The 24,793-nt window shown below is 66.3% G+C and carries 25 protein-coding genes; 3 read left to right on the top strand and 22 right to left on the bottom strand.

The window, feature by feature from the left end:
* Window positions 1-11 precede the first annotated feature (11 nt).
* The 7 genes from BM353_RS08790 to BM353_RS08760 form a co-directional block, all read right to left on the bottom strand.
* The gene (locus BM353_RS08790; RefSeq protein WP_092079480.1) at window positions 12-452 is read right to left on the bottom strand and encodes a DUF6691 family protein; all 441 of its coding nucleotides are present in this window, start codon (window positions 450-452) and stop codon (window positions 12-14) included.
* Between the two features lie 3 nt (window positions 453-455).
* Window positions 456-896 (bottom strand): YeeE/YedE family protein, encoded by a 441-nt coding sequence (locus tag BM353_RS08785; RefSeq protein WP_092079477.1) that lies wholly within the window; start codon window positions 894-896, stop codon window positions 456-458.
* Window positions 893-1,090 carry a YgaP family membrane protein gene (locus BM353_RS08780; RefSeq protein ID WP_092079474.1) on the bottom strand — a complete coding sequence of 66 codons (198 nt, stop codon included), beginning with the start codon at window positions 1,088-1,090 and terminating at the stop codon, window positions 893-895. The genes BM353_RS08785 and BM353_RS08780 overlap by 4 nt, the downstream gene beginning before the upstream one ends.
* Window positions 1,091-1,192: 102 nt before the next feature.
* A complete protein-coding gene (locus tag BM353_RS08775) occupies window positions 1,193-1,855 on the bottom strand; it encodes a Crp/Fnr family transcriptional regulator (protein ID WP_092079471.1) in 663 nt (220 codons plus the stop codon).
* Window positions 1,856-1,865: 10 nt separating this feature from the next.
* Window positions 1,866-1,982, bottom strand: coding sequence for a cytochrome bd-I oxidase subunit CydX (gene cydX, locus BM353_RS08770; RefSeq protein ID WP_092079468.1), 117 nt, complete (start codon window positions 1,980-1,982; stop codon window positions 1,866-1,868).
* A gap of 25 nt (window positions 1,983-2,007) precedes the next feature.
* Complete coding sequence (cydB, locus tag BM353_RS08765; protein WP_092079465.1) at window positions 2,008-3,168, bottom strand: cytochrome d ubiquinol oxidase subunit II; 1,161 nt, start codon at window positions 3,166-3,168, stop codon at window positions 2,008-2,010.
* Window positions 3,169-3,173: 5 nt separating this feature from the next.
* Window positions 3,174-4,784, bottom strand: a complete 1,611-nt coding sequence (locus BM353_RS08760) for a cytochrome ubiquinol oxidase subunit I (protein ID WP_092079462.1) — start codon at window positions 4,782-4,784, stop codon at window positions 3,174-3,176.
* 291 nt (window positions 4,785-5,075) lie between these two features.
* Here BM353_RS08760 and BM353_RS08755 point away from each other — a divergent pair, with 291 nt between their 5' ends.
* The 3 genes from BM353_RS08755 (at window position 5,076) to BM353_RS08745 (ending at window position 9,322) form a co-directional block, all read left to right on the top strand.
* Window positions 5,076-6,947, top strand: a complete 1,872-nt coding sequence (locus BM353_RS08755) for a DUF1217 domain-containing protein (RefSeq protein WP_092079459.1) — start codon at window positions 5,076-5,078, stop codon at window positions 6,945-6,947.
* Window positions 6,948-7,049: 102 nt separating this feature from the next.
* The gene (locus BM353_RS08750; RefSeq protein ID WP_245759608.1) at window positions 7,050-8,636 is read left to right on the top strand and encodes a sensor histidine kinase; all 1,587 of its coding nucleotides are present in this window, start codon (window positions 7,050-7,052) and stop codon (window positions 8,634-8,636) included.
* Entirely contained in the window at window positions 8,633-9,322 is a 690-nt protein-coding gene (locus BM353_RS08745) for a response regulator transcription factor (protein WP_092079456.1), read from the top strand. The genes BM353_RS08750 and BM353_RS08745 overlap by 4 nt, the downstream gene beginning before the upstream one ends.
* On the opposite strand, the gene BM353_RS08740 is transcribed toward BM353_RS08745, so the two are convergent.
* From BM353_RS08740 to petB, 15 genes are all read right to left on the bottom strand, one after another.
* Entirely contained in the window at window positions 9,280-10,146 is an 867-nt protein-coding gene (locus BM353_RS08740; protein ID WP_092079453.1) for an NAD-dependent epimerase/dehydratase family protein, read from the bottom strand. The two genes, BM353_RS08745 and BM353_RS08740, sit on opposite strands and share 43 nt — an antisense overlap.
* Complete coding sequence (locus BM353_RS08735) at window positions 10,143-10,943, bottom strand: glycosyltransferase (RefSeq protein ID WP_092079450.1); 801 nt, start codon at window positions 10,941-10,943, stop codon at window positions 10,143-10,145. Before BM353_RS08735 ends, BM353_RS08740 begins: the two co-directional genes overlap by 4 nt.
* On the bottom strand, window positions 10,940-12,157 hold the full coding sequence (locus BM353_RS08730) for an NAD-dependent epimerase/dehydratase family protein (protein ID WP_092079447.1): 1,218 nt from the start codon (window positions 12,155-12,157) through the stop codon (window positions 10,940-10,942). Before BM353_RS08730 ends, BM353_RS08735 begins: the two co-directional genes overlap by 4 nt.
* A 148-nt stretch (window positions 12,158-12,305) precedes the next feature.
* A complete protein-coding gene (locus BM353_RS08725) occupies window positions 12,306-12,758 on the bottom strand; it encodes an SRPBCC family protein (RefSeq protein WP_092079444.1) in 453 nt (150 codons plus the stop codon).
* Between the two features lie 13 nt (window positions 12,759-12,771).
* Entirely contained in the window at window positions 12,772-13,476 is a 705-nt protein-coding gene (locus BM353_RS08720) for a nucleotidyltransferase family protein (protein ID WP_092079441.1), read from the bottom strand.
* The gene (locus BM353_RS08715) at window positions 13,469-14,254 is read right to left on the bottom strand and encodes an XdhC family protein (protein ID WP_092079438.1); all 786 of its coding nucleotides are present in this window, start codon (window positions 14,252-14,254) and stop codon (window positions 13,469-13,471) included. The genes BM353_RS08720 and BM353_RS08715 overlap by 8 nt, the downstream gene beginning before the upstream one ends.
* The gene (locus tag BM353_RS08710; RefSeq protein ID WP_092079435.1) at window positions 14,251-15,432 is read right to left on the bottom strand and encodes a vWA domain-containing protein; all 1,182 of its coding nucleotides are present in this window, start codon (window positions 15,430-15,432) and stop codon (window positions 14,251-14,253) included. Before BM353_RS08710 ends, BM353_RS08715 begins: the two co-directional genes overlap by 4 nt.
* A complete protein-coding gene (locus BM353_RS08705; RefSeq protein WP_092079432.1) occupies window positions 15,429-16,304 on the bottom strand; it encodes an AAA family ATPase in 876 nt (291 codons plus the stop codon). The genes BM353_RS08710 and BM353_RS08705 overlap by 4 nt, the downstream gene beginning before the upstream one ends.
* Window positions 16,305-16,351: 47 nt before the next feature.
* Window positions 16,352-18,781: an aerobic carbon-monoxide dehydrogenase large subunit gene (locus BM353_RS08700; protein ID WP_092079429.1), complete on the bottom strand. Its 2,430-nt coding sequence runs from the start codon at window positions 18,779-18,781 to the stop codon at window positions 16,352-16,354.
* Window positions 18,778-19,272 carry a (2Fe-2S)-binding protein gene (locus BM353_RS08695; RefSeq protein ID WP_092079426.1) on the bottom strand — a complete coding sequence of 165 codons (495 nt, stop codon included), beginning with the start codon at window positions 19,270-19,272 and terminating at the stop codon, window positions 18,778-18,780. The genes BM353_RS08700 and BM353_RS08695 overlap by 4 nt, the downstream gene beginning before the upstream one ends.
* A 15-nt stretch (window positions 19,273-19,287) precedes the next feature.
* Window positions 19,288-20,142 (bottom strand): FAD binding domain-containing protein, encoded by an 855-nt coding sequence (locus BM353_RS08690; RefSeq protein ID WP_092079423.1) that lies wholly within the window; start codon window positions 20,140-20,142, stop codon window positions 19,288-19,290.
* A 112-nt stretch (window positions 20,143-20,254) separates the two neighbouring features.
* Window positions 20,255-21,370, bottom strand: coding sequence for an MHYT domain-containing protein (locus BM353_RS08685; protein WP_092079420.1), 1,116 nt, complete (start codon window positions 21,368-21,370; stop codon window positions 20,255-20,257).
* Between the two features lie 52 nt (window positions 21,371-21,422).
* Entirely contained in the window at window positions 21,423-22,187 is a 765-nt protein-coding gene (locus BM353_RS08680; RefSeq protein WP_092079418.1) for an NAD(P)H-dependent oxidoreductase, read from the bottom strand.
* A gap of 422 nt (window positions 22,188-22,609) precedes the next feature.
* Window positions 22,610-23,425: a cytochrome c1 gene (locus tag BM353_RS08675; RefSeq protein ID WP_092079415.1), complete on the bottom strand. Its 816-nt coding sequence runs from the start codon at window positions 23,423-23,425 to the stop codon at window positions 22,610-22,612.
* 16 nt (window positions 23,426-23,441) lie between these two features.
* Window positions 23,442-24,788 (bottom strand): cytochrome b, encoded by a 1,347-nt coding sequence (petB, locus tag BM353_RS08670; RefSeq protein WP_092079412.1) that lies wholly within the window; start codon window positions 24,786-24,788, stop codon window positions 23,442-23,444.
* Between the last annotated feature and the right edge of the window lie 5 nt (window positions 24,789-24,793).

Genomic DNA, 24,793 nt, shown 5'->3' with positions numbered 1-24,793 from the left:
CTCCGGTCAGGTCAGCTGGCGCGGCGCGTTGCGAGCAGCGTGCGGCGGTGGGTGTATTGCCGGCCGAGCCAGATGCCGGCGGCCATCATCACGAAGAAGACAAGCACGTCGACGCGGCCGGTCCCGAGCGCGGGGATCGCGCCGCCGGGGCAGAGCCCGGTGATGCCCCATCCGACGCCGAAGATCGCCGCGCCCGCGACGAGGCGGCCGTCGATCTTGGTGGAAAGCGGCAGGTGGAATTGGGTGTCGATCACCGGCGCGGGGCGTTTGAGCACCAGCCGGTAGCCGAAGAAGGCCACAAGAACGGCGCCGCCCATGACGAAGGCGAGGCTGGGATCCCAGCTACCGGCGACGTCGAAGAAATTCGCGACCTTGGCCGGATCCATCATGCCGGAAATCGCGATGCCCGTGCCGAAGACGAGCCCGATGAGATAGTGGATGACAAGGCGCATGGTTCAGATCCCTCCCAGCACGTGGCGGATGATGTAGATGGTGATCGCGGTGGTGAGCATGAAGGTCGGCACGGCAACCAGCGAGCGCGGCGAGAGGCGCGCGAGGCCGCAGACGCCGTGGCCCGAGGTGCAGCCGGAGCCGAGCGTCACGCCGAAGCCGACGATGACGCCGCCGATGGCGATGGCGGGCAGCGAGGACACCATGGTGATGGCCGGGATCTGGCCGGTGATGAGGGCCACCGCGAGGGGGCCGGAGATCATGCCCGCGAGCGTCGCGACGCGCCAGCCGCGATCGCCGGGCGCATTGGGGGAAATCACGCCGGCGAGCACGCCGGTCGCGCCGAAGATACGGCCCGCGTAGGCCATGAGAAGCACCACGGCGAGGCCGATCAGAAGGCCGCCGCCGAAGGACATCAGGGGGGTGAACTGGGTGACTGGGGTCATTTGCAGGTCCGGATGTTGAAGATTGCGTAGATCGGGCAGAGGCGCAGCGCCGCGGTGGCGAGGAAGACCAGCCCGATGATCAGGGAAATGCCCGTCCAGAAGCCGCCAAGCGGGGCGAGGAGGGGCAAGGCAAGCAGGGCGAGCCCGAGCAGGACGCGCAGCGCGCGATCGAGTGTTCCGACATTGGTAGACATTTGGGGCCTCCATTCAGGGTTTACCAATGAATGAGGCATCAGGAGGCCAAAGTCTGTGACATTGTCACGCTGCCCGCTGTCATGCGGGGGCGGGAGCGGCGGTCAGGAGCCGGCCAGCGCCTCCAGCGCGCCGGTGTCGACGATTTCGATCACCCCGCGCGACAAGGCGATCCAGCCGCGCCGCTGGAATTCGTTGAGCTGGCGCGAGACCACTTCGCGCGCGGTGCCGAGTTCGGCGGCCATTTTCTGATGCGTGGCGTGGATCTGGCCATCGCGGCCCATAAGTTCGAGAAGCTTTTCGGCGATCCGGATGTCCATCCGCTGGAAGGCGATTTCCTCGATCACATGGAACAGCTCGGTGATCCGCCGCGAATAGGCCGAGAAGACGAATTCGCGAAAGGTTCCGGACCGGGCGATCATGTCATCGAAGACCGATTTCGGGATCGCCGCGGCCTCCACCTCGGTTTCGGCGATGCCTTCGGCGGAATAATCCTCGTAGGCCATGAGGCAGGCGGTGGTCAGAACGCAGCTCTCCCCGGCATGGACCCGGTAGAGCACGATCTCGCGCCCCTGTTCGGAAAGCTGCTGCACGCGCACCGTGCCGCTCAGGAGCAGAAGCAGGTTTTCCGGCGCCTTGCCCGGGCCGAAGATCATCGTCCCCGCCGGCACGGAAATCACCGCGGAGCGCGCAACGAGCGTCTCGCGCAGCGGGGCCTCAAGGCTTGAGAGCCCGGCGAAACGGGAAATCCAGTCCTGATCGGTCATGCCGGGGCGTTCAATCCTCGGGCTCGGAGGAGAGCTTCTGATCCTCGCGCAGCTCCAGCCACATCGCGTTCATGACGGCAAATACGGCGGCAAGCGGGAGGCCGAGGAGCCAGGCGAAATACCACATGGTTATGTCCTTCTCTCAGGGGGGCTCAGTAGGATTGCGGCGCGTCGGTGACGTCGGCCTCGGTGACCTTGCCCCAGAGCACTTTGTAGACCCAAGCCGTGTAGGCGAGGATGATCGGCATGAAGATCAGCGTCGCGACCAGCATGATGAAGAGCGTCAGGTGGCTCGACGAGGCGTCCCAGACGGTGAGCGAGCTGTTGGGATCCTTGCTCGAGGGCAGGATGAAGGGGAACATCGTGAGCCCGACCGTCGAGATCATCCCCAGGATGGCAAGCTTGGACCAGAAAAACGTGCCGAGCTCGGACTGGCGGCGCAGGCCGCGGATCGCTTGCGCCGTGCCGAAGAAGCCGAGCGCGGGGGCGATGATGATCCACGGGCGCTCCGTATAGGCGACAAGCCAGCTTCCGCCGCGGATCACCTCGCTCTGGAGCGGGTTGGAGGGCCCGTCGGTGATCGGGGTCTGCGCGAAGCTGTAGCCCTCGATCCCCACCGCGAGCCAGAGCCCGGCCAGCGCGAAACCGGCCATCGTCACCAGCCCTGAGACCACCGCGATCCGCCGCGCCCGCGCCACGATCACGCCCTCGGATTTCACCCCGAGCCAGGCCGCGCCATGGGTGATCAGCATCGAGAGCGAGACCAGCCCGGTCAGGAGCGCGAAGGGGTTGAGAAGCCCGAGGAACTTGGCGTGAAAGCTGCCATCGTACATCGCGTAGAGGTCGTCGGTGAGGTAGAACGGCACGCCCTGCAGCACGTTGCCCACCGCGACGCCGAAGATCAGCGCCGGCACCGCCCCGCCCGCGAAAAGCGCCCAGTCCCACGTCGTGCGCCAGCGCGTGCTCTCGCGTTTGGAGCGGTACTTGAAGGCCACGGGCCGGACGATCAGCGCGGCGAGGATGGCAAACATCGCAAGGTAGAAGCCCGAGAAACTGACCGCGTAGAGTGGCGGCCATGCGGCGAAGATCGCGCCGCCCCCGAGGATGAACCAGACCTGGTTGCCCTCCCAGACCGGGCCCACGGTGTTGATCACCATCCGCCGCTCGATATCCGTCCGGGCGACGAAGGGCAGGAGCGTGCCGACGCCCATGTCAAACCCATCGGTCAGCGCAAATCCGATCAGCAGGAAGCCGATCAGCAGCCACCAGACAACGCGCAGCAGATCATAGGCGATGAGGTCGTGAAGCGTCATGGCTGTTACTCCGCGGGGGTTGCGTCGGGGACGTTGCCGTCATGGGTCCGCAAGCGGTGTTCATGCCGGGCGGTCCAGGCGTCGGTCTCTGCCACATCCATGAACGGGCCCTTGCGGATGTATTTCAGCATGAGCCCGATTTCGACGATGAAGAGCACCGTGTAGAAGGTGATGAAGCCCGCGAGCGTTATGAGCAATTCGCTCACTCCAAGGTGGCTCACCGAGAGCGCCGTGGGCAGCACCCCGTCCACCGTCCAGGGTTGGCGCCCGAATTCGGCGACGAACCAGCCCATCTCGGCCGCGATCCACGGCGTCGGGATGACGATCACCGCAAGCCGCAACGCCCAGCGGGGGAACTGCATCCCCTTGAACGAGGCAAGATAGAAGAAATAGGCCATCAGCGCGATGAAGGAGAACCCGAGCGCGACCATGATCCGGAAGGCCCAGAACAGCGGCCAGACCTTGGGGATCGTGTCCTCGGCGGCCATGGTGATCTCGGCATCGCTCGCCTCGCGCGGGTCTTCGAGATAGCGCAGCAGCAGGAAGGCAAAGCCCAGATCGTCCGAATGCTCCTCGAAGCGGGCCATGACCGCCGGATCTGTGGCCTCGCGGTCCTGCCGGACGGTCAGCAGCGCATCATAGGCGATGAGGCCGGAGCGGATGCGCTCCTCGGCCTGTGCCTCCAGTTCGTTGATCCCGGGGATTTCGGTGGTGAGCGAGCGCGTCCCGATCAGGCCCATGGCCCAGGGGATATGGATCGCGAAATGCGTCTCGCGCTCCTCCTGATTGGGCAGGCCAAAGAGCGTGAAGGAGGCCGGGGCGGGTTCGGTCTCCCACATCGCCTCGATCGCCGCGAGTTTCATCTTCTGCGAATGGCCCGCCGAATACCCGGACTCGTCCCCCAGCACCACGACCGAGAGCGCCGAGGCGAGCCCGAAGGACGCCGCCACCGCGATCGAGCGCCGCGCAAGCTCCACATGGCGCGCGCCCAGCAGGTACCACGCCGAGACCCCGAGCACGAAAACCGCCGCCGTGACATAGCCCGCGCTGACCGTGTGGACGAATTTCGCCTGGGCCACGTCGTTGAACAGCACCTCGAAGAAGGAGGTCATTTCCATGCGCATGGTCATCGGGTTGAACTCCGCGCCCACCGGGTTCTGCATCCAGCCGTTGGCGATCAGGATCCACAGGGCGGAGAAGTTGGAGCCGATGGCGACGAGCCATGTGACCACGAGATGCTGGACCCGGCTCAGCTTTTCCCAACCGAAGAAGAACAGGCCCACGAAGGTGGCTTCGAGGAAGAAGGCCATCAGCCCCTCGATCGCCAGCGGCGCGCCGAACACATCGCCGACATAGTGGCTGTAGTAGGACCAGTTCATCCCGAACTGAAATTCCATGGTGATCCCGGTCGCCACGCCGAGCACGAAATTGATTCCGAAAAGCGTGCCCCAGAATTTCGTCATCTGTCGCCAGATCGGCCGCCCGGTCATGACATAGACCGTCTCCATGATCGCCACGATGACGGACAGCCCCAAGGTCAGGGGCACGAAAAGGAAGTGGTACATCGCTGTCAGCGCAAATTGCAGACGCGAAAGCTCAACGACATCTAGGTCCATGCGGCCTCCGATCAGACAGGCGCTTCCAAAGCGCGGAAGCCCTCTTGTTGTAGCATCCAAGCCAAGCCCGCACAGCCCTTGCGTGACTATGTCACACAAGGGGCCCGCTCCCGCAGGCGGAGAAGGGCGCGGATGCGTGTCGCGCGCGGGTCCACCGGGGGCGGGCCTCACGGGTGATTGCCCCTGCGGAATAAAGCATTTCTTAGGGTTTCGGGCGCACAAAACGTGCGATCCAGCGGGGCATGTGGCCCCGTCGGTTTTTCGCGCAAGACGCGCGATGCGGGGAAGAACATGAGCTACACACCCTCCATCGTTGGCTCCGGCATCAGCGCCTACGCCTACATGCAGCGCACCCAAAGCCAGCAGGTACAAGCCTTCGCCAACACCGGGCAGATCGCGCGGGATCTGCAGCATCTTGAAGAAAACATTCAGAAAATCGAGACGGTCGATGAGCTCATGGCCGACCGACAGTTGCTGCGCGTCGCGCTCGGCGCTTTCGGGTTGCAGGACGACATCAACAATTCGGGCTTCATCCGCCGCGTGCTCGAATCCGACCTGAACGATTCGACCTCTTTCGCCAATCGGCTCAGCGACAAGAAGTACCAATCTCTCGCGCGGACGTTCAATTTCGGTGGAAATGCACAGTTGCCGACCGCCGATGCGCGGGACACGATCCGCGGCACGCTCTCCAGCCTCAGTTCACCGCAAGCGCTGTTCAACGAGGGCAACGAGCGTCTCCTGACACAGGCGCTCGAGGCCTTCGGGATCGAGGGCGATGAAGACCGGACGGTGTTTCTCCAGCGGGTCATAAGCTCGGATCTCGACGATCCGGCCTCGCTGGCCAACCGGCTTGAGGACAAGGCCTACCTCGCCTTCGCCAAGGCGGCGCAAGGGGTGGAGCCGCGGGTGGACTCCGCCTTTCTGAGCGCGGTGGACGACGATATCGCCACCCGTCTCGAAGCACTCGACAGCGCCGATGATCTGCTCTCGGACCGGGGCCTGCTGCGCGCGACGCTCTCGGTCTATGGTCTCGAAGACCTGACCGACAACACCTACTATCTCAAATCGGTGCTCGAAAGCGAACTCAGCGACCCGGACAGCTTTGCCAACACTCAAAACGATCCGCGCCTTGCCGAGTTGGCCGCGGTGTTTGATTTCCAGTCGCGCGAAAGCGAGAAGGCCTCTGTCTACGGATTCGCCGAGGTCTTCGGCGACAAGCTCAACAGCTTCGCGACCGCCGATGACCTGCTTGCCGACGAGGACGCGCTTACGGCCGCGCTGACCGTCTTCGGGCTTGAAAACGATGTCTTCCTCGACACCGAATCCAACCTGCGCGCGGTGCTCGATTCCGATCTCTATGACGACGCCTCCTTCGCCAATACGCTCGACGACAAACGCTACGCCGCGCTCGCCAACCTCTTCTCCTTCAACGAGATCGCCGGGGGCGAGGACATCGCCGAGGCGCAAAGCGCGCTGAACAACATGGTCGAGACAATCGAGAGCCGTGGCAGCAGCATCAAGACCGGGGATCAGCTCATCAAAGACGCCGGGTTCATGATCGCGACCATGAGTTTCTTCGATCTGCCCGCAGGGGTGGAAGGCGCCGCGCGTTTCAACAAGGTCGCAACATCCGACGGGCTCGACCCGTTGTCTTTCGTCAACCTGATCGACGACAGCCGCTATTCGGCTTTCCACAAGGCGATGGATTTCAAGGCCGAAAGCGCCGATCGCACCTATCCCGCCGGGTTCGCCCGCACCCTCTCGGAAGCCTATATCACGCGGCAATTCGAAGTCGCCGTGGGCAATGTCGACACCTCCATGCGCATCGCGATTTCCATGGAACGTGAGCTGACCGATATCGTCGACAGCGTCTCCTCCAACGATGCGCGGTGGTTTTCGGTGATGTCATCCACGCCGCTCCGGACGATCTTCGAGTCGGCGTTCAACTTCCCGTCCAGCTTCGCGGCCCTCGATCTCGAACGCCAGTTGGAAGACTTCAAGGAACGCTCCGAAAGCGTCTTCGGCACCTCGGACCTTTCGATCCTGCTCAAGCCCGAGTACCTCGACCCCCTCCGCGAGAGCTATCTGAGCACCACCACCGGGACGAACATCAGTTCCTCCACCGGCTCGCAGATCGCCTCGATCCTGATGGCCGGCGGCTAGGGCGCCACTGCCAAGCGCGTGGCGCTTTGCGCTCCCATACCCTATTGATCGACAGCGAAGCCCGGGTCCAAGGCGGATCGGGCGTGGAATGGGGGAACCTGCGTGCGAGGGCCGCTCGTCAGCCTGAAAACCCGTCTTGGCCTCGGCGCGGCGGCGCTCGGGCTCGTGGCGCTGTTGGCCGCCGGGATCACGATCTCCGGCCACGACATGGTCGCGCGCCGGATCACCGCCTCGTTGGACTCCGAACAACGCATCGCGCAGTATGCCGAGCTCTCCACCCAGGTCTCCAGCCTGATCATCGTGGCGACCGAAGCCGTCCAGACCGGCCTCGCGCCCGCGACCCGCGCCGCCCGCCTTGCCCCCATCGAGCGGCAGATCACCGCGACCTTCTCCCGGCTTCGCGACAACTTGGAAACGGCCGTTTCAGAGGCGCAATCACTGGGCCTCGACGAGCAATCCCGCCGCGCGACCCAGAGCCTCGGCCTCGCCCGCATGGAGGCGCAGCTGCAAAGTACCATGACCGGGCTCACTGCCGAGACGACAGATCGCGACCGGCTCAAGGGCTATATCGACAGTTTCGCGCGCGGGTTCGATCCGCTGCTCAATGGGGTCATCAACGAGGAACGCCGCCGCCGGTTCGAGATCATCGCGGGCATCGCCGAACTCCGCGGCCGCCTCATTGCGCTGGCGCTCAGCGTGTCCGCCGCGACCCTGCTGCTCCTCGCGCTCGCCTACCTTGGCCTGCTGCGGCCACTGTTCCGGCGGCTTGACCTTCTGCGCGGCGCCGCGCAGCGCGTCGGGCGTGAGGATTTCGCCATTGCCCTGCCCGAAGGGCGCGGCGACGAGATCGACGTGCTTTTCGCCGAGACCAACCGCATGGCAGGCGCGCTGGCCGAGCGGCAGGCCCATGTCGACGCCGAATGGACACAGTTGAACCAGACCATCGCCGAGAGGACCGAAGCCCTGCGCAACGCGGTGACCGAATTGGCGGAGATCGACGAAAACCGCCGCCGGTTCTTTGCCGATATCAGCCATGAGTTGCGCACGCCGCTGACGGTGATCCTGATGGAGACCGAGATCGGGGCGAAGGGCGCGAACGATCCGGCGGAAAGCTTCAACACGATCCGGGCGCGCGCGCTCCGTCTCAACCGACGGATCGATGATCTTTTGCGGATCGCGCGCTCGGAGTCGGGGGCGCTCGAGTTGGAGGCCGAACCGATCGATCTGGGCCAGATCCTGGACGACGCTGTTGCCGACATGCGCCCCCAGATCGACAGCGCCGGCATGGTGCTCACGGTGTTGAAAGAAAGTGAGACGGACGCGGTCGGCGATGCCAACTGGCTGCGCCAGATCGTCTGCGGCCTGATCCAGAACGCCTGCCGCCACGCGCGCAGCAGCGGCAAGCTCCAGCTTGAAGCGGGATCGCGCGGCAAGCAGGCAAGGCTTTCGGTGATCGACGCGGGGCCCGGCATCGCGCCGGAGGACCGGGAGGAGATTTTCGACCGCTTCCGCCAGGGGCGCAGCGCGGCGCGGTCCGAAGGATTCGGGATCGGCCTTGCCTTCGCCCGCTGGGTGGTAGAGCAACAAGGCGGCACGATCGCGCTCGACAGCCCCGCACCGGATGGCGATGGGAACGGGACGCGTGTCACCATCACCCTCCCCCGGCCAGACCCCGGAACCATGCCATGACCGCCCCTGCCCGCCGCATTCTCATTGTCGATGATGACCGCGAGATTTGCTCCGCCCTCGCCCGCGGATTGCAGCTGCACGGCTACGAGACCGTGACTGTGAACAGCGCGCCGACCGCGCGGGCGCGCTTCGAGGACGCGGGCTTCAGTGCGGCTATCGTCGATGTGATGATCGGCGAGGACAACGGCATCGCCCTCGTGCGCGACGTGCGGCAGGCCGGAAAAGCGATCCCGATCCTCATGCTCAGCGCGCTTTCGGAGGTCTCACAGCGCGCCGAAGGGCTCGCGGCAGGGGCGGATGACTATATCGTCAAACCGTTTTCCTTTGATGAGCTCGTGGCCCGGCTTCAGGTTCAGGAACACCGCGCGCAGGCCAAGGCGCCAAGAGCCGCGACGCTCGATGCGCAGGGCTGGAGCCTCTCGCGGGGCGCGCGCCGGGTGGTGCTGACCGAACGGGAATTCGCGCTCCTGCGGCTTCTCGCACGGCATGCGGGCAGGCCGCTCTCACGGCTGGAACTCTTCGAGACGCTGTGGGTGCGGCAGGGGGCAAGTTCGGAAAACGTGGTCGATGTCTACGTCGGATACCTGCGGCGCAAGCTCGCCCCGAGCGGAGACTTCGGGTTCGAAATCAAGACGATACGCAATCAGGGATTCCTGCTGGACGGGCTTCCCCCGACCGAGGCCTGAGCGCCCGGCGGCAGATCGGCGAGCATCTGGTCGAGCGCGCGGGAGAGCCCCGCCGCACCTGACGGGCGCCAACCGAGCGCACGAAGCCGGTCACAGCGCATGCGGCTCAGCGGCGCGTCACTGGGCGGCGGCAGCGGGGTCGAGAGCGACAGGCGGCGCGCAACTTCGGCCAGAAGATCATGCCGGTCGACCACAAGATCGGAGGCGTTGAACGCCCCGCGCGCCCCGCGGCGGATCAGCAGAAGGACAGCGGCGGCGAGATCCGCCCCGAGGATCTCCGTCCCCCGGCGAGGCGGGGGCGTCTGGCCATCGCGGAAGGCGGCGAAGAGAGCGCTCCACTTGTGTCCGGGCCCCGGCCCGTAGACCCCGGTCGCGCGCAGGGAAGCGGCGCGGAACCCGGGGGCGTCCATCTCCACCAGAGCCCGCTCGCAGGCCCATTTCACCTCGCCGTAGAGGCTGTCCGGATCGGGGAGCGTGTCTTCCCCGAGCCACCCGCCGCCGGGCAGATCCCGGTAGACCGCACGCGAGCTGAGGAAGACCACCTGCCCGACGCCGCCCGCCAGCGCCGCCTCGAAAAGCGCGCGCGAGCCGTCGAGATTGCGCCGGACGAACCCCTCCGGGTCCTCCCCCTCGCCGCCGCGATAGCGCCCGGGCAGATGGTCAAAGGCGCAATGGACCAGAGCCTCGATGCCGCCAAGCACCGGTCGATCCCCGAGCCTGTAGCCCGGTCGGGACAGCAGCCGGACCTCATGCCCCGCCGCCCGCGCTGCCGCGACGATCTCGCGGCCCACAAGCCCGGTTCCCCCGGTAATCGCGAGCCTCATCCCGGCGCCGGGAGGGAGGTCGGATCGGGGACCGGCCCGTCTTCGAAATAGGCTTGCCAGAGGTCGATGAGCGGGCGCAGCCGGTCGGCCTTGTTGTGGGCCTGCCAGGGTTTTTCGTATTGGAAATGCAGCACGCTGATCTGCTCCCAGCTCCAGAGCTCGGGCATGTTGAGCCAGACATATTGCAGCGTATTCATGAAGATCGGCAGCCCGTGCCAACGTGGAAAGAAGTCCTGCAGGAAGGTCTGGTCGGTCCGCCGCCAGAAGGCCCCGGGCGCGTCGAGGCGCGTCAACATGCGCGCGAAGGTCTCCGGATCGGGGCGCGCGGTGAAGACGCCACTGTTCATCCGGTGAAAGTCACCCAGGCTTTCATAGACATTCGGCGCGGCGCAGAATTCGGGATAGTCGAAGAGCGCATCGATGTTGCGCAGAACAAGCGTGTCGGCATCGAGGAAAACGACACGGTCGTAGTCGAGCTGCCAGAGGCGGAGCTTGGCGAAATTGTCGAGCGGGGTGTGGAAGGCGGGCTTGGTGCCCTTGAGGAAAGGCGCGGCGGCGTGAAGGTCCTTGCGGGCGTGGCGCGCATTGAAAGCGTCCGAGGTCGGCAACATCTCCACCGGCACCAGCCGCGCGCCGCGGCTCTCAAGATCGGCCAGCGCCTCGGCCGGCACGCCCCCGGTATGCATCACGGCGATGTCCGCGCTCGTCCCGCTGCGCCGCAGCGAGTGGAGGAGCGCCCGCGCGCCGAGGGCGAAATCGGCGTTGGTGACCAGCGTCACATAAGCATCGCGGCTCATGAAACGGACTTGAGCCCCCGGCCCTCTGGATCGGTTTCCACCCGTCCGGCGATGTCCTTTGTCCAGGCGCTGACGGCCGGAACGCGCGAGCGGTCGATCCGGTGGGCGAACTTTCGCGCCACCTCGACGACTTCGTTCAACAGCCCGTCGCGCAGGGTGATCGGATCGAGCCCGAGGGCGAGGAACTGGTCATTCCTGACGATCAGGTCATTCTCCGGCGCTTCCTTGCGCGGGTTGGGCAGGTAGGCCACCGTCGCGCCCGTGAGCCCGGCCACCATCTCCGCCAGATCGCGCACGCGGTGGGTCTCGGTCATCTGGTTGAAGATCCGCACCCGGTCGCCCGCCGCCGGGGGCTCGCCGAGCGCCAACTCGATGCAGCGCACCGTGTCCTGAATGTGGATGAAAGCGCGGGTCTGGCCGCCGGTCCCGTGCACCGTCAGCGGGTAGCCGATCGCCGCCTGAATGAGGAAGCGGTTGAGCACGGTGCCGTAATCGCCATCGTAGTCGAAGCGGTTGACGAGCTGCGGGTGGCGCCGGGTCTGCTCGGTGTGCGTGCCCCAGACGATGCCCTGATGCAGGTCGGTGATCCGCAGCCCATCGTTCTGGGCGTAGAACTGGAACAGGATCTGATCGAGCGATTTGGTCATGTGATAGACCGAACCGGGCCGCGTCGGGTAGAGGATCTCCTGATCCTTCTCGCCTTCGGGCGTGTCGATCTTCACATCGAGATAGCCCTCGGGGATCGGCGCGCCGACGCTCGAATACCCATAGACGCCCATCGTCCCCAGATGCACCAGGTGCGCGTCGATCCCGGTTTCGACCATCGCGGTCAGCAGGTTATGCGTCGCGCTCACGTTGTTGTTGACGGTGTAGACCTTGTGGCGATCGGATTTCATCGAATAGGGCGCGGCGCGCTGTTCGGCGAAATGGACGATGGCGTCGGGCCGCTCCTCGGCCAGCCACTGGCGCAGGCGTTCGTAATCCTTGGCCAGATCCAGCAGGTGAAAGCGCAGGCTGCGCCCCGTTTCCTGATGCCAGATGCGGCAGCGTTCCTGAATGCTGTCCATCGGCGTGAGCGATTGCACGCCAAGCTCGGTGTCGATCCAGCGGCGGCTGAGGTTGTCGATGATGTGGATCTCGTGGCCCTGTTCCGACAGGTGCAGCGCCGTCGGCCAGCCGCAAAAACCATCCCCGCCCAAAATCGCGATTTTCATGCCCGCTCTCCCTCGATTGCGGGCGCTCCAACCGAGATCCCGCCTGATGCGCGCAGCCTAACGCGCGCCGAGTTTGACCGGCAAGTGACGTTTCAATGACACGCAGCGCCCCCCGGGCAGACGAGCACGGGGGCGCGCTCGGGTCGGGTCAGGCGACGCGGTCGGCGTCCATTTCCTCGGCGAAGGATTTGAAGAATTTCGCGGCGAGTTTCTTGGCCGTGCTCTGGATAAGCCGGCTTCCGAGTTGGGCAAGCTTGCCGCCGATATCCGCCTTGGCCTCATAGCGCAGGACGGTCGTGTCCCCGACCTCGGTCAGGGTCACATCGGCCCCGCCCTTGGCGTGGCCCGCCGCGCCGCCATTGCCCTTGCCGGTGAGGGAAAACGAATCCGGCGCGCCGCTGGTGTCGAGCTGGACATCGCCGCTGAACTTCGCCTTCACCGGCCCGACCTTGAGCACGACCTTGGCTTCGAGCGCCTCGTCGGAGTGCTTGATCAGCTCCTCGCAACCGGGGATGCATTTTTGCAGCACCTCGGGATCGTTGAGCGCCGCGTAGACGCGGGCCTTGGGGGCGTTGATCACGATCTCGTCTGACAGTTCCATCGGGTATCCTTCGTTAGCAACAGGGGAATTTCATCGAGGCGAGCGCGTCGGCCTGCTGGGGTGTGAGCGCCACGCAGCGGCGCAGGGCGGTTATGGCGCGCAGGAGCCGTCTCGTGCGGGCGCCGCGCTCCGGGCCAAAGAGCGCGCGATAGGCCTCCGGCGTGTCGATATCGTGATAGAACCCCGGCGCGTCGCAGGCAATGCGCGCGACGTGCTCCGCGTTCTCGCGCGTGAACCGCCCGCAGCCCGGATTGCGCGGATCGGCCAGAAGTCGCGCGCGAAACGCACGCGGCACCACCACAGGGTTGCCCCGCGCCGCGCCCTTGCAGGGAATGGAAATCCGGCGGTTGCCCCCGGCCCAGTGGGCGTCGAGCAGGGCGCGGATGTCCGCCGCGCGCAGCAGCGGCTGATCGCCGAGCGCGATCAGGTAGGCCGCCGCCTCCGGCGCCGCGCCGAGACCGCAGGCCACCGATCCCGCCTGCCCGCGCGCGTAGTCCGGGTTGCGCAGGCAAATCGCCCCGCTGCCCGCCAGCGCGGCCTCCACGGCCTCCGCCTCATGACCGGTGACCACCAGCGGCGGCGCGCCTGTCGCCTCGGTATAAAGAGCGGCCATGTGCCGGATCATCGGTCGGCCATCGATCGGCAGGAGCAGCTTGTTGGCCGCGCCCATCCGCCGCGAGAGCCCCGCCGCCGGAAGGATTGCGCGCACGCTAGTCATCCGAGTGTTTCACCGCTTTGCGACGGAGCCGGACAAGCTCGGCGAGGATCGACAGCGCGATCTCCTCGGGCGTCACCGCCCCGATGTCGAGCCCGGCGGGCGCCTTGACCGCGGCGATGGCCTCGGGCCCGATCCCCTCGGCGCGGAGTTTCTCCGCAAGACTGGCGAATTTGCGCGCGCTGCCGACAAAGGCCACATGCGCGGCCTCCACCCCAAGCGCGCGGCGCAGCGCGTCGATGTCCCCCTGGCCTTGCGTCGCGATGACGATGACGGGTTTGGGCCCGGCGGGCGCCCCCGTCTCGGGCAGCGTCGCCGACAGGCTCCAGTGGAAGTTCGGGGCCAGCGCGCCGAGCGCGACCGCGACCGGCGAGGCCCCGAGGACAACAAGCTGCGGCATCGGCAGGCAGGGCTCGATGAAGATGTCGATCGTCCCGCGCGAGGGGCAGCCGTTGCGCGCAAAATGCATCCCGTCGCGCTCCTCTCCCGGGGCGATGCCGCGTTCGGCCAGCAGATCCTCGGGCGCGACCGAAATGAGCTGCGGCTCACCGCTGTGCAGCGCATCCACCGCCGCCCGCCGGACCGCGCCGCGCGTGCAGCCGCCGCCGAGCCAGCCCTGCAGGATCGTTCCATCCGCCGCGAGCAGCGCCTTGGCGCCGGGCTTGGCCGCCGTGGCGCCCGCCGTCCGGACGATGGTCGCGAAGGCGAAGGGCTCGGCGCGGGCGCGCAAGGCCTGCGCCGCGTCCGCCAGATCGGAGGAGAGGATTTCGGCCGGTGTCACAGCGCCCCGAGCTCCCGTTCCAGCGCGGCAAGATCGGCCAGCGTGTTGGCCGCCGCGAAATGGTCAAGGTGGGGCAGCGCCGCCGCCATCCCCTCGGCCACCGGCGCATAATCGCGCCAGCCCTTGAGCGGGTTGAGCCAGACGATCCGGCAGCCGCGTTTCCGCAGTCGCGCCAGCGCAGCGCCGAGGATCTCCGGCGGGCTGGTGTCGTAGCCGTCCGAGAGGATCAGCACCACGCTGCGCCCATCGACGAAGCGGCGGGCGTAGGTTTCGGCGAAGCGCTGGAGCGACGGGCCGATGTTCGAGCCGCCCCCGAACCCGTCGGCCATGAGCGACATCCGCCCCACGGCGCGCATCGCGTCGCGATCCCTCAACGCCTCGGTGATCCGCACGAGGCGGGTGTGAAAGAGATAGGCGTCGGTGGCCGCATCGGCGCGCATGAGCCCGGCGAGGAAGGCAAGGAAGACCTTGGAATAGACGCTCATCGAACCCGAGACATCGCAGAGCGCGACGATCTTGCGCGCGCGATCGGGACGGCGTTTGCGCTTGAGGCGCAGCGGCTCGCCGCCGGTCGCGAGGCTTTGACGGATGGTTCGGCGGAAATCGAGCCCCGCTCCGCGGCGTGCGGCGATGCGCCGGCGCGAGCGGCAATCGCGCAGGGCGGCGCCGAGGCGGCGGGCGATGGCCTCGGCCTCGGCGATCTCCTCGGGCCGCACCAGATCGCGCAGATCGCGGCGCGCGAGGTTGCGCTGCTCGGTGGCGATGAGCTTGCCGGTCCCGTCGCTGTCGGCCTCGCCCTCGCCCGCGTCGGGTGCGGTGGCCGCCCCTGCGGCGCCAAGGTCCTGACCGGTCCCGTCGCGCGAGCTGTGCACACCCTCGGCGCCCGCCGCCCTGGCGCTTGGCACGACCTTCTGTTTTACCCGGCCCGCATCGAGCCAGTAGCTGTCGAAGAGCGCATCGAACCGCGCCGCCTCGTCCTTGCACCCCGTGCAGACCGCGCGCAGCGCGCGGCGGCAGTCGTCCGGGCGAACGGCTTCAAGCGCGGCGAGCGCGCAGAGAGACAGCGCGGCCTCCCCGGCCCCGAGGCGAAGACCGTTGTCGCGCAAATGGGCGATGAACCCGGCCACCCGCGCCGCGGGCCCCGGGTCGCGCCCGGCGAAGCGCGTCGCGCGGCTCATGCCGCCCGCCCGGCGATGCGCGCCGCGACCTCGGGCGTGATCTGTGCCTGATCGGACTGGGTCTTGAGCAGCGTGGTGAGCGTCGCCTGCAACACGGCCGGGTCGGCCGTCAGATCGGCGATCCCGAGCCCCATGAGCGCGGCGGCGAAATCGAGCATCTCGGCCACGCCGGGCACCTTCTCCAGATCCTCCTCGCGCAGTTTCTGGACAAAGCCCACCACCTGCGCCGCGAGCCGGTCCTCCACGTCCCGGCAACGCGCCTTGAGGATCGCAAGCTCGGTCGCGCGGTCGGGGTATTCGACATAGGTGTAGAGGCAGCGGCGGCGCAGCGCATCCGACAGATCTCGCGTCCCATTGGACGTCAGGATCACGATGGGCCGGCTCGTCGCATGGATCGTCCCGAGCTCGGGGATCGTCACCTGATATTCCGCCAGAAGCTCCAGCAGGAAGGCTTCGAATTCCTCGTCGGCGCGGTCGATCTCATCGATCAGCAGGACCGGCGGCACCTCTTGCGTGATGGCCGCGAGCAGCGGGCGTTCGAGCAGGAATTCGCGGGAAAAGATGCGCGCCTCGACGGTCTTGCCTGTCTCTCCCCCCTCCGCGGCGGCGCGAATGGTCAAAAGCTGGCGCTGGTAGTTCCATTCGTAGAGCGCCTGCGCCGCGTCCAGCCCTTCGTAACACTGCAGCCGGATGAGCCGGGTGTCCCGCGCGGCGGCGAGGGTCCGGGCGACCTCGGTCTTGCCCACGCCGGCAGCCCCTTCGAGCAGCAGCGGACGGCCAAGCGACAGCGCCAGCTGCAGCGCCACGGCGAGGTCGTCCGAGGCCACATAGCCTTCGCTCCGGAGCGAGGTTTGCAGATCTGTCCAGCTCATCTTTATCCCACGCGCGAGGCGACGAACCCGCCGCCCCGCCGCCTTTCCTAGCCGTGGAGGCCAAGCTCATTGGCGGTCTTCCAGATGCGCCAGTGATCATGCGGCATGTTGGTGTGCCGCAGGCCGAACGCCCGGAACGCATCCTGCACCGCGTTTGAAAAACACGGCACGCCGCCCACATGCGGGCTCTCGCCCACGCCCTTGGCGCCGATCGGGTGATGCGGGCTCGGGGTGACGGTGAAGTCGGTCTCGTAGTTCGGCACTTCCCACGCGGTCGGCAGGAAGAAATCCATCAGCGTCCCGGTCTTGACGTTCCCCATGTTGTCATAGGCGATCTCCTGGCCAAGCGCGACGGCCAGCGCCTCGGTCAGCCCGCCATGCACCTGGCCCTCGATGATCATCGGGTTGATCCGCGTGCCGCAATCGTCCAGCGCATAGAAGCGGCGGATGTCCGGCACGCCGGTGTCGACGTCGATATCCATGACGCAGACATAGGCGCCGAAGGGGTAGGTCATGTTGGGCGGATCGTAGTAGCTCACCGCCTCAAGCCCCGGCTCGATCCCCGGAATGGCCTGATTGTAGGCGGCGAAGGCGATCTCCTTCATCGTCTTGAACTTCTCCGGCGCGCCCTTGACCACAAAGCGATCCACGTCGAATTCCACGTCATCGTCGTGGACCTCAAGCAGGTAGGCCGCGATCATCTGGGCCTTGGCGCGGATCTTGCGGCCCGCCATCGCGGTGGCGGCCCCGGCGACCGGGGTCGAGCGCGAGCCATAGGTCCCGAGCCCGTAGGGCGCGGTGTCGGTGTCGCCCTCCTCGACGGTGATGCTGTCGGCGGGCAGGCCGATCTCGGAGGCGAGGATCTGGGCGAAGGTGGTCGCGTGGCCCTGCCCCTGACTGATTGTGCCGAGCCGGGCGATGGCCGAGCCGGTGGGGTGGATGCGGATCTCGCAGCTGTCGAACATCCCCAGCCCGAGGATGTCGCAGTTCTTGACCGGCCCTGCGCCCACGATCTCGGTGAAGAAGCTGAGGCCAATCCCCATCAGCTTGCGCGTCTTGCCGGCCTTGAAGTCCTCGACCCGCTGGACCTGTTCGGCGCGGAGCGCGTCGTAGTCCACGGCCTTGAGCGCCTTGTCCCAGGCGGTGTGATAGTCACCACTGTCGTATTCCCAGCCAAGCGCGGCCTTGTAGGGGAACTGCTCCTTCTTGATGAAGTTGATCCGGCGCAGCTCGGCGGCGTCCATCCCCAGCTCGATGGCCAGCACCTCGATCATCCGTTCGATGAAATAGACCGCCTCGGTCACCCGGAAGGAGCAGCGATAGCTGACTCCGCCCGGCGCCTTGTTGGTATAGACCCCGTCGACCTCGAGATAGGCGGTCGGGATGTCGTAGGAGCCGGTGCAGATGTTCATGAAACCGGCGGGGAACTTGGTCGGATCGGCGCAGGCGTCAAAGCCCCCGTGATCCGCCGTCACCTGACAGCGCAGGGCGGTGATCTTGCCCTCCGGCGTGGCCGAGATCTTGCCGCTCATCCAGTAGTCGCGGGCGAAGGCGGTGGTCATGAGGTTGTCCATCCGGTCCTCGATCCACTTGACCGGCTTACCGGTCACGATCGAGGCCACGACCGAGCAGACATAGCCCGGATAGGCGCCCACCTTGTTGCCGAAGCCCCCACCGATATCGGGGGAGATCACGCGGATGTTGTGCTCCTCGATGCCCGAGATGAGCGAGACCACCGTGCGGATCGCGTGCGGCGCCTGAAACGTGCCCCAGAGCGTGAGCTTGCCGTTGACCTTGTCCATCGAGGCGACGCAGCCGCAGGTCTCCAGCGGGCAGGGGTGCGTGCGGTGGTAGTACATGGTCTCCTCGGCCACCACCTCGGCATTGGCGATGACCTCCTCGGTCGGGGCCTTGTCGCCCGCTTCCCAGGTGAAGATGTGGTTGTGGTGCTTGCGCGGCCCGTGGGCGCCATCGATGGGCGCGCTATCCTCGCCCACCGTATCCTCGCGCAGAACCACATCGGATTTGAGCGATTCAAACGGATCGACGATGACCGGCAGCTCTTCGTACTCGACCACGACCGCCTCGATGCCATCCGCCGCCGCATAGCGATCCTCGGCCACGACGAAGGCGACCTCCTGGCCCTGAAACAGGACCTTGCCATCGGCCAGCACCATCTGCTTGTCGCCCGCGAGCGTCGGCATCCAATGCAGGCCCAGCGGCTCGAGATCGGCGGCGGTCAGCACGGCGAGCACGCCCGGGACCTTCAGCGCCTCCTCGATATCAATGCTGGTGATGCGCGCGTGCGCATAGGGCGAGCGCACGAAATCGCCGAACAGCATCCCGTCGAGCTTGATGTCATCGACGTAGTTGCCCTTGCCTTGGGTGAACCGCGCATCCTCGACCCGCTTGCGCGAGCAGCCCATGCCCTTGAGGTTGGCGACGCGGTCTTCGCGGGTGTCCACTTCGTCCTTCATTCCGCAGCCTCCTTCGCAGCAGACATCTCGGCGGCGGCGGCCTGGATGGATTTCACGATGTTCTGATACCCGGTGCAGCGGCAAATATTGCCGGCCATGCCGAAGCGGATTTCCTCCTCCGTCGGGTTCGGGATTTCTTCCAGCAGCTTGGTCGCGCGGGTGATCATCCCCGGCGTGCAGAAACCGCATTGCAGCCCGTGGTGCTCCTTGAAAGCCACCTGAAGCGGGTGCAGCGCGTCCGGCCCGCCGATGCCTTCGATCGTCTCGACCTCGGCGCCGTCCGCTTGCGCGACGAACATGGTACAGGACTTCACCGACTTGCCGTTGAGCGTCACGGTGCAGGCCCCGCAGTGGGACGTATCGCAGCCGATATGCGGGCCGGTGATGTTCAGCCGCTCGCGCAGGGTGTAGATCAGAAGCTCGCGTGGTTCGGCGAGGAATTCCTCCTCCTTGCCGTTCACGGTGATGGTGATGTGCATCTTCTTCGTCATGTCTTCTCCCCCCCTTCAGGCCCGCGACCAGGCGCGCTCGATGGCGCGGCGCAAGATGACGCCCGCCACATGTCTCTTGAAGGCCACCGGGCCGCGGTTGTCCTCGGTCGGATCGATATCGCCCAGCATCGCCTCCGAGGCCGCCGCGAGCGCCGCCGCGTCCACCGCAGTGCCGACCAGCGCCGCGCCCGCGCCTTCGGAAAAGACCGGCGTGTCGCTGAGGTTGGTCATGGCTATGGCGGCCGAGGCGCAAGCGCGCCCCTCTTTCGCGATCTGCACTGCCGCAGCAGCCGTCGCGTAGTCGCCGATCTTGCGCTTTTGCTTTTCATAGGCATGGCCACCTGCGGGCCGTGGGATCGTCACGGCGGTCAGGACTTCCTCATCCTCCCGCGCGGTCATGTAGGCCGCTTCGTAAAACTCCCGCGCCGCGACCTCGCGCACCCCGCCGGAGCCCACGAGGGTAAACCGCGCATCAAGGCATTGCATCAGACCGGGCATATCATTGCCGGGATCGCCGTTGGCGATATTGCCGCCCACCGTGCCCATGTTCCGCACCTGCGGATCCGCGATCTGGAGCGCCGCTTCGCGCAGGATCGGCGCGGCCTCGGCAAGCCCGGCATGGCCGATGATCTCGGTCTGGGTGACCATCGCGCCGAGGCGGATCTCATCCGCGCCGATCTCGATCCCCGCAAGCCCGTCCACGGCCTGCAGATCGATCAGATGGGGCACATCGGCCATCCGGAGCTTCATCATGGGGATCAGGCTGTGTCCACCGGCCATGACCCGGGCATCGTCACCGTGTTCGTCGAGAAGCGCGAGCACCCCCTCCAAATCCCGGGGCCGATGATACTCAAAACCCGCTGGAATCATCTGCTTTCCTCCTCAAGAAGCATGCGTTCTGGCTGAGGAAGAGAGTGCCCGGGACGGCGGCGCGGCGCCTTAGATTTCCCATGAAAAACGGTGGTTTTGCACGAGATGCGCCCTAGCGCGCACCAACTGCGCCGGAGGGGCCGGCCAGCGCGTCCTGGATGGCCTTGAGCTGGGAGCGGCTCACCGGCGCGGGCGGGAGCCCATCGCCCGCGAAAAGACAGCGGCCCTTGTCCTTGGACCGCTCGAAGCGCGAGACCTTCTCGGGGTTGACCAGATAGCTGCGGTGCGTCCGCAACAGGCCTTGTGGCGCGAGGCGTTTGTGGGCTTCGGTGATCGGCCAGACGCAGAAGAGCCGGTCGTCCTCGGTGTAGACTTGGGTGTAGTGGCCATCCGCCCGGACGAGCACCACGTCGCGCACCGCGACAAAGACCTTGGCCCCGTCCCGCTCGCAGGGGACTTGCACCCCCGCCGGCGCGCGCGGCGCGTCGGCCAACGCGCCCGGAGCCGCCTCCGGGCTGCCCACGAGATAGGCGACGCTCACCCACAGGAACGTGCCGAACAGCACAAAGCTCGACAGGATAACCCCGAGCGCCAGCACCTCGTTGCTCATGCTCGGGCCGAACTCCGCCACGCCCGGCGCTGCGACGAAACGTGTCCCGGCCATGGCGAGGAAATGCACGGAGCAGACCGCGATGGCGAAGCAGACCGTCCCGAGGACGATGTTGCGATTGGTCCGGCGGCCATAGGCGATGCCGAAGGCAAGGATGCAAAGCGCGATTGCCGCGGCGGAGGAGGCGACGAGGCCCAGCGGGGTATAAACCGCGCGGCACAGCTCCAGACCGGCCATGCCGATGTAGTGCATCGCGAGGATGCCGACCCCGACGATCACCCCCGCCGCCGAAATCACCCCCGCCGTGCGGGGCCGGAAGTGCAGCAGCACCAGCGCGGCGGCGACAATCAGGATCGCGGTGAGCGCGGAGATGAGCGTGATGGCGGCGTCGTAGTAGAAGAGGATCGGCAGTTGCAGGCCGAGCATCGCCACGAAATGCATCGACCAGATGCCCCCGCCAAGCGCAACCGAGGCGAGCGCGATGGAGATTTTCTTCTGGACCATCGACTTGCGCGACAGGTCCCGGGTCAGCGACAGACCGGTGAAGCCCGCGACCAGCGCCACGAGGCAGGAGGCCGAGACGAGCAGAAGATCCTGGCTGTGCTGAAGGAAGTCCATGGGCGCAAGATGCCCAGATTTCAGCGCTTTGGCAATTCTTCCGCGGCGCGCCTTAGCGGTCTGGCCCCTCGGCCCCCGGCGGCGCGATGAAGGGCGAGAGCGGGGCGATCCCCGGCCGGAGCCGCCCGGTGTCGTCGAAATCGCCATCCGGGTGAAAGCGCAGGAGCGCCCGGCCCTCGAGCCCGGCCATGATGTCTTGCTGAGCGCGCAGGCGGGCCGTGAGCCGCGCCTCCAGCTCGGACTTGCGCGCGCCGCTGTGGTAGCCATGAACGCCGTGTTCCACGATTGGCTCGGCCACGTCGAAGCCGCAATACCGCAGCGTATAGGCCAGCGGCCAGAGCAGATGCGCGAGGTTGCCTTCCTTGCCATCGGGCCCGCATTCCGCGGCGCTCGCGCCGGTGGTGACGCAAAAGAGCGCGCGTTTGCCGCGGCAGGGGCCGGTGTCGAACCGGTTCTCCACATCGTGGAGCCGGCCATGGGCCAGCACCCGTTCGCACCAGCCCTTGATCATCGCGGGCGGCGCGAACCAGTAGATCGGGAAATGCAGGATCAGCCAATCCGCCGCCTCGATCTGTGCCATCTGCGCGCGGACGTCGGCGGCCTCGACCCCGTCCTCCTGCGCCTTCAGCGGATCGAAGGGCCCGTCGCGGCGGGGGTAATGCGCCGCGCTTTCCACCGGATCGAACCCGGCGGCATGGAGGTCGATCAGCGCCGCCTCATGCCCGAGCGCCTCAGCCGCGCGCAGCGTCTCGCGCGCCCAGGTCAGGGTGAAAGAACTTGGCTCCGGATGGGCCGCGACGATCAGGATGCGGGTCATGACATGCGCCTTGATGGTCTAGTGGCGCCCGGCGATGGGCCGGGGCAGGGATGGGAAATGGCCCGGCCGTTTCCGCCAATCCATTTGGAAAAATGTTGCAGCCCTTGGGCGCTCTGGCGACGCCGCGAAGACTGCTCCGAGGCCTTGTAGCGGATGAGGCGCCTTGAATGAAATAGCGCAAACGCGGAGGGTCCAACGTCAATCTCAGCGCTTTGGGCCGGGGGTTGTTCGGATCGCGCGCGCCGAGCCAAAATTCATCGAAAGATTGCTGGATTGAAGAGCTTGCGATCCGATCGCAGGGCCTGCGTTTCAACCGCGCGATTTAGTGTCGGGAACAGCGACGCCCCCGCAGAGGTCTGCGAGGGCGCTTGCGTTTGTTTGACTGTCAGTGCCGCGCGCTGACGATGACGGCGCGGCCCGGATCAGGCGCGTTTCTTGCCCTTCACATTCGCCCAGAGGCGCTTGTTGGTGAGATAGAGCAGGACTGCGAAGATCGTCAGGAACAGCACGCCGACGAACCCGGCCTGCTTGCGCGCCATCATCTTCGGCTCGGCCGTCCACATCAGGAAGGCCGCGACGTCTTCGGCCTCGTGGTGCAGGTCATTGCTGTGGCCGTCGTCGAACTCGACGTCCTCGCCATAAAGCGGCGGGGCCATGGCGATCCAGCCGCCGGGGAAGGCAGTGTTTTCGTAGAAGATCGTGCCCGCTTCTTCCTTTTCCTCGCCGGTGTAGCCGGTCAGGATCGAGGCGATGTATTCCGGCCCGCCCATGCCCTTGAAGAACTGGTTGATGCCGGTGCCGTAGGGCCCGTGGAACCCAGCGCGGGCCTTGGCCATGAGGCTGAGATCCGGTGCGTTGGCCGCTTCGACCGCGGGGAAGAAGTCGTTTTCGGTGAGGCTGCGCGCCGCACCTTCGTTGAAGTCATAAAGGCGCGGGTTGGCGCCTTCGTCGCCCACAAACCGCTCCTGCGCATAGGCGCGGACCTGATCCTCGGGCAGGCCGGGGCCGCCTTCATCCGCCAGCGTCCGGATCGGGACGTAGCGCAGGCCGTGACAGCCGGAGCAGACCTCGGTGTAGACCTTCAGCCCGCGCTGGAGCTGGTTCTGGTCGAATTTGCCGAACGGCCCCTCGAAGGAGAAGTCGATGTCCTCGATGTGGCCTTCCCCACCGGCGGCAAAGGCCGCGCCGGTGGCGATGGTCAGGAGGGTCGTGGCGGTGAGTGCGAGTTGTCTCAACATGTGCTGCGGCCTCTGCTTATTCGGCGGGTGTTTGCGCGGCGGAGCCGGCAGCTGCGTCGGATTTGCCGTAATGCGCCTCGAAGTCGGCTTCGATCGTCTCGGGCTGCGGCAGCGGCTTCTCGAAGACACCGAGCAGCGGCAGGATCACCAGGAAGTAGGCGAACCAGTAGGCCGACCCGATCAGCGAGAGGCTCGCATAGGGTTCTTCCGCGGGCATCGCGCCGAGCCACATCAGGAAGATGAAGTCCGCGACGAGCAGCCAGAAGAAGATCTTGAATTTCGGACGGTAGCGCCCGGAGCGCACCGGCGAGGTATCGAGCCACGGCGTCAGGGCCATGACGGCGATAGCGCCGAACATGGCGAGCACGCCGAAGAACTTGGCGTCGACAATTCCGCCCGTGATCGTCTCTGCGATGATCACGACCCAGACATCGGCGGTGAAGGCGCGCAGGATCGCGTAGAACGGCAGGAAGTACCATTCGGGGACGATATGCGCGGGCGTCGCCAGCGGGTTGGCCTCGATGTAGTTGTCGGGGTGACCGAGGTAGTTCGGCATGAAGCCCACGATCGCGAAGAAGACCGCGAGGATCAGCACCAGGGCGAAGAGATCCTTGATCACGTAGTAGGGCCAGAAGGGAACGGTGTCCTTCTCGGCTTCTGCCTTGGAGCCGCGCCGCACTTCGACACCGGTGGGGTTGTTGTTGCCCGTTGTGTGGAAGGCCCAGATGTGCACCACGACGAGCGCGGCGATCACGAAGGGCAGCAGGTAGTGCAGCGAGAAGAAGCGGTTGAGCGTGGCGTTGTCGACCGCCGGGCCGCCGAGCAGGAGCGTCTGGATCGGCTCGCCGATGAGCGGGATCGCCCCGAAGAGGCCGGTGATCACGGTCGCGCCCCAGAAGGACATCTGGCCCCAGGGCAGCACGTAGCCCATGAAAGCGGTGCCCATCATCAGCACGTAGATCAGGATCCCGATGATCCATGTGACCTCGCGCGGTTCCTTGTAGGAGCCGTAGTAAAGGCCGCGGAAGATGTGGAGATAGACCGCCACGAAGAAGAGCGAGGCGCCGTTCATGTGCAGGTAGCGGATCATGTGACCGCCGTTCACGTTGCGCATGATGTGCTCGATGGATGCGAAGGCCATCTCGGTGTTGGGCGTGTAGTGCATCACGAGGACGATGCCGGTGATGATCTGCAGCGCGAGGCAGAAGGTCAGGACGATGCCCCAGATCCACATCCAGTTGAGGTTCTTGGGGGTGGGGATCATCAGGGTGTCATAGAGCAGCCCGACGATGGGCAGGCGACGGTGGAGCCACTGCTCCGCGCCCGATTTCGGCTCATAGTGATCGTGTGGAATTCCGGCCATGATCT

The organism is Poseidonocella sedimentorum (assembly GCF_900116005.1).
In the GTDB taxonomy this organism is placed as follows: domain Bacteria; phylum Pseudomonadota; class Alphaproteobacteria; order Rhodobacterales; family Rhodobacteraceae; genus Poseidonocella; species Poseidonocella sedimentorum.
Note: the sequence above shows the minus strand (reverse complement) of the source record. Positions and strands in the feature narration are given on the sequence as shown.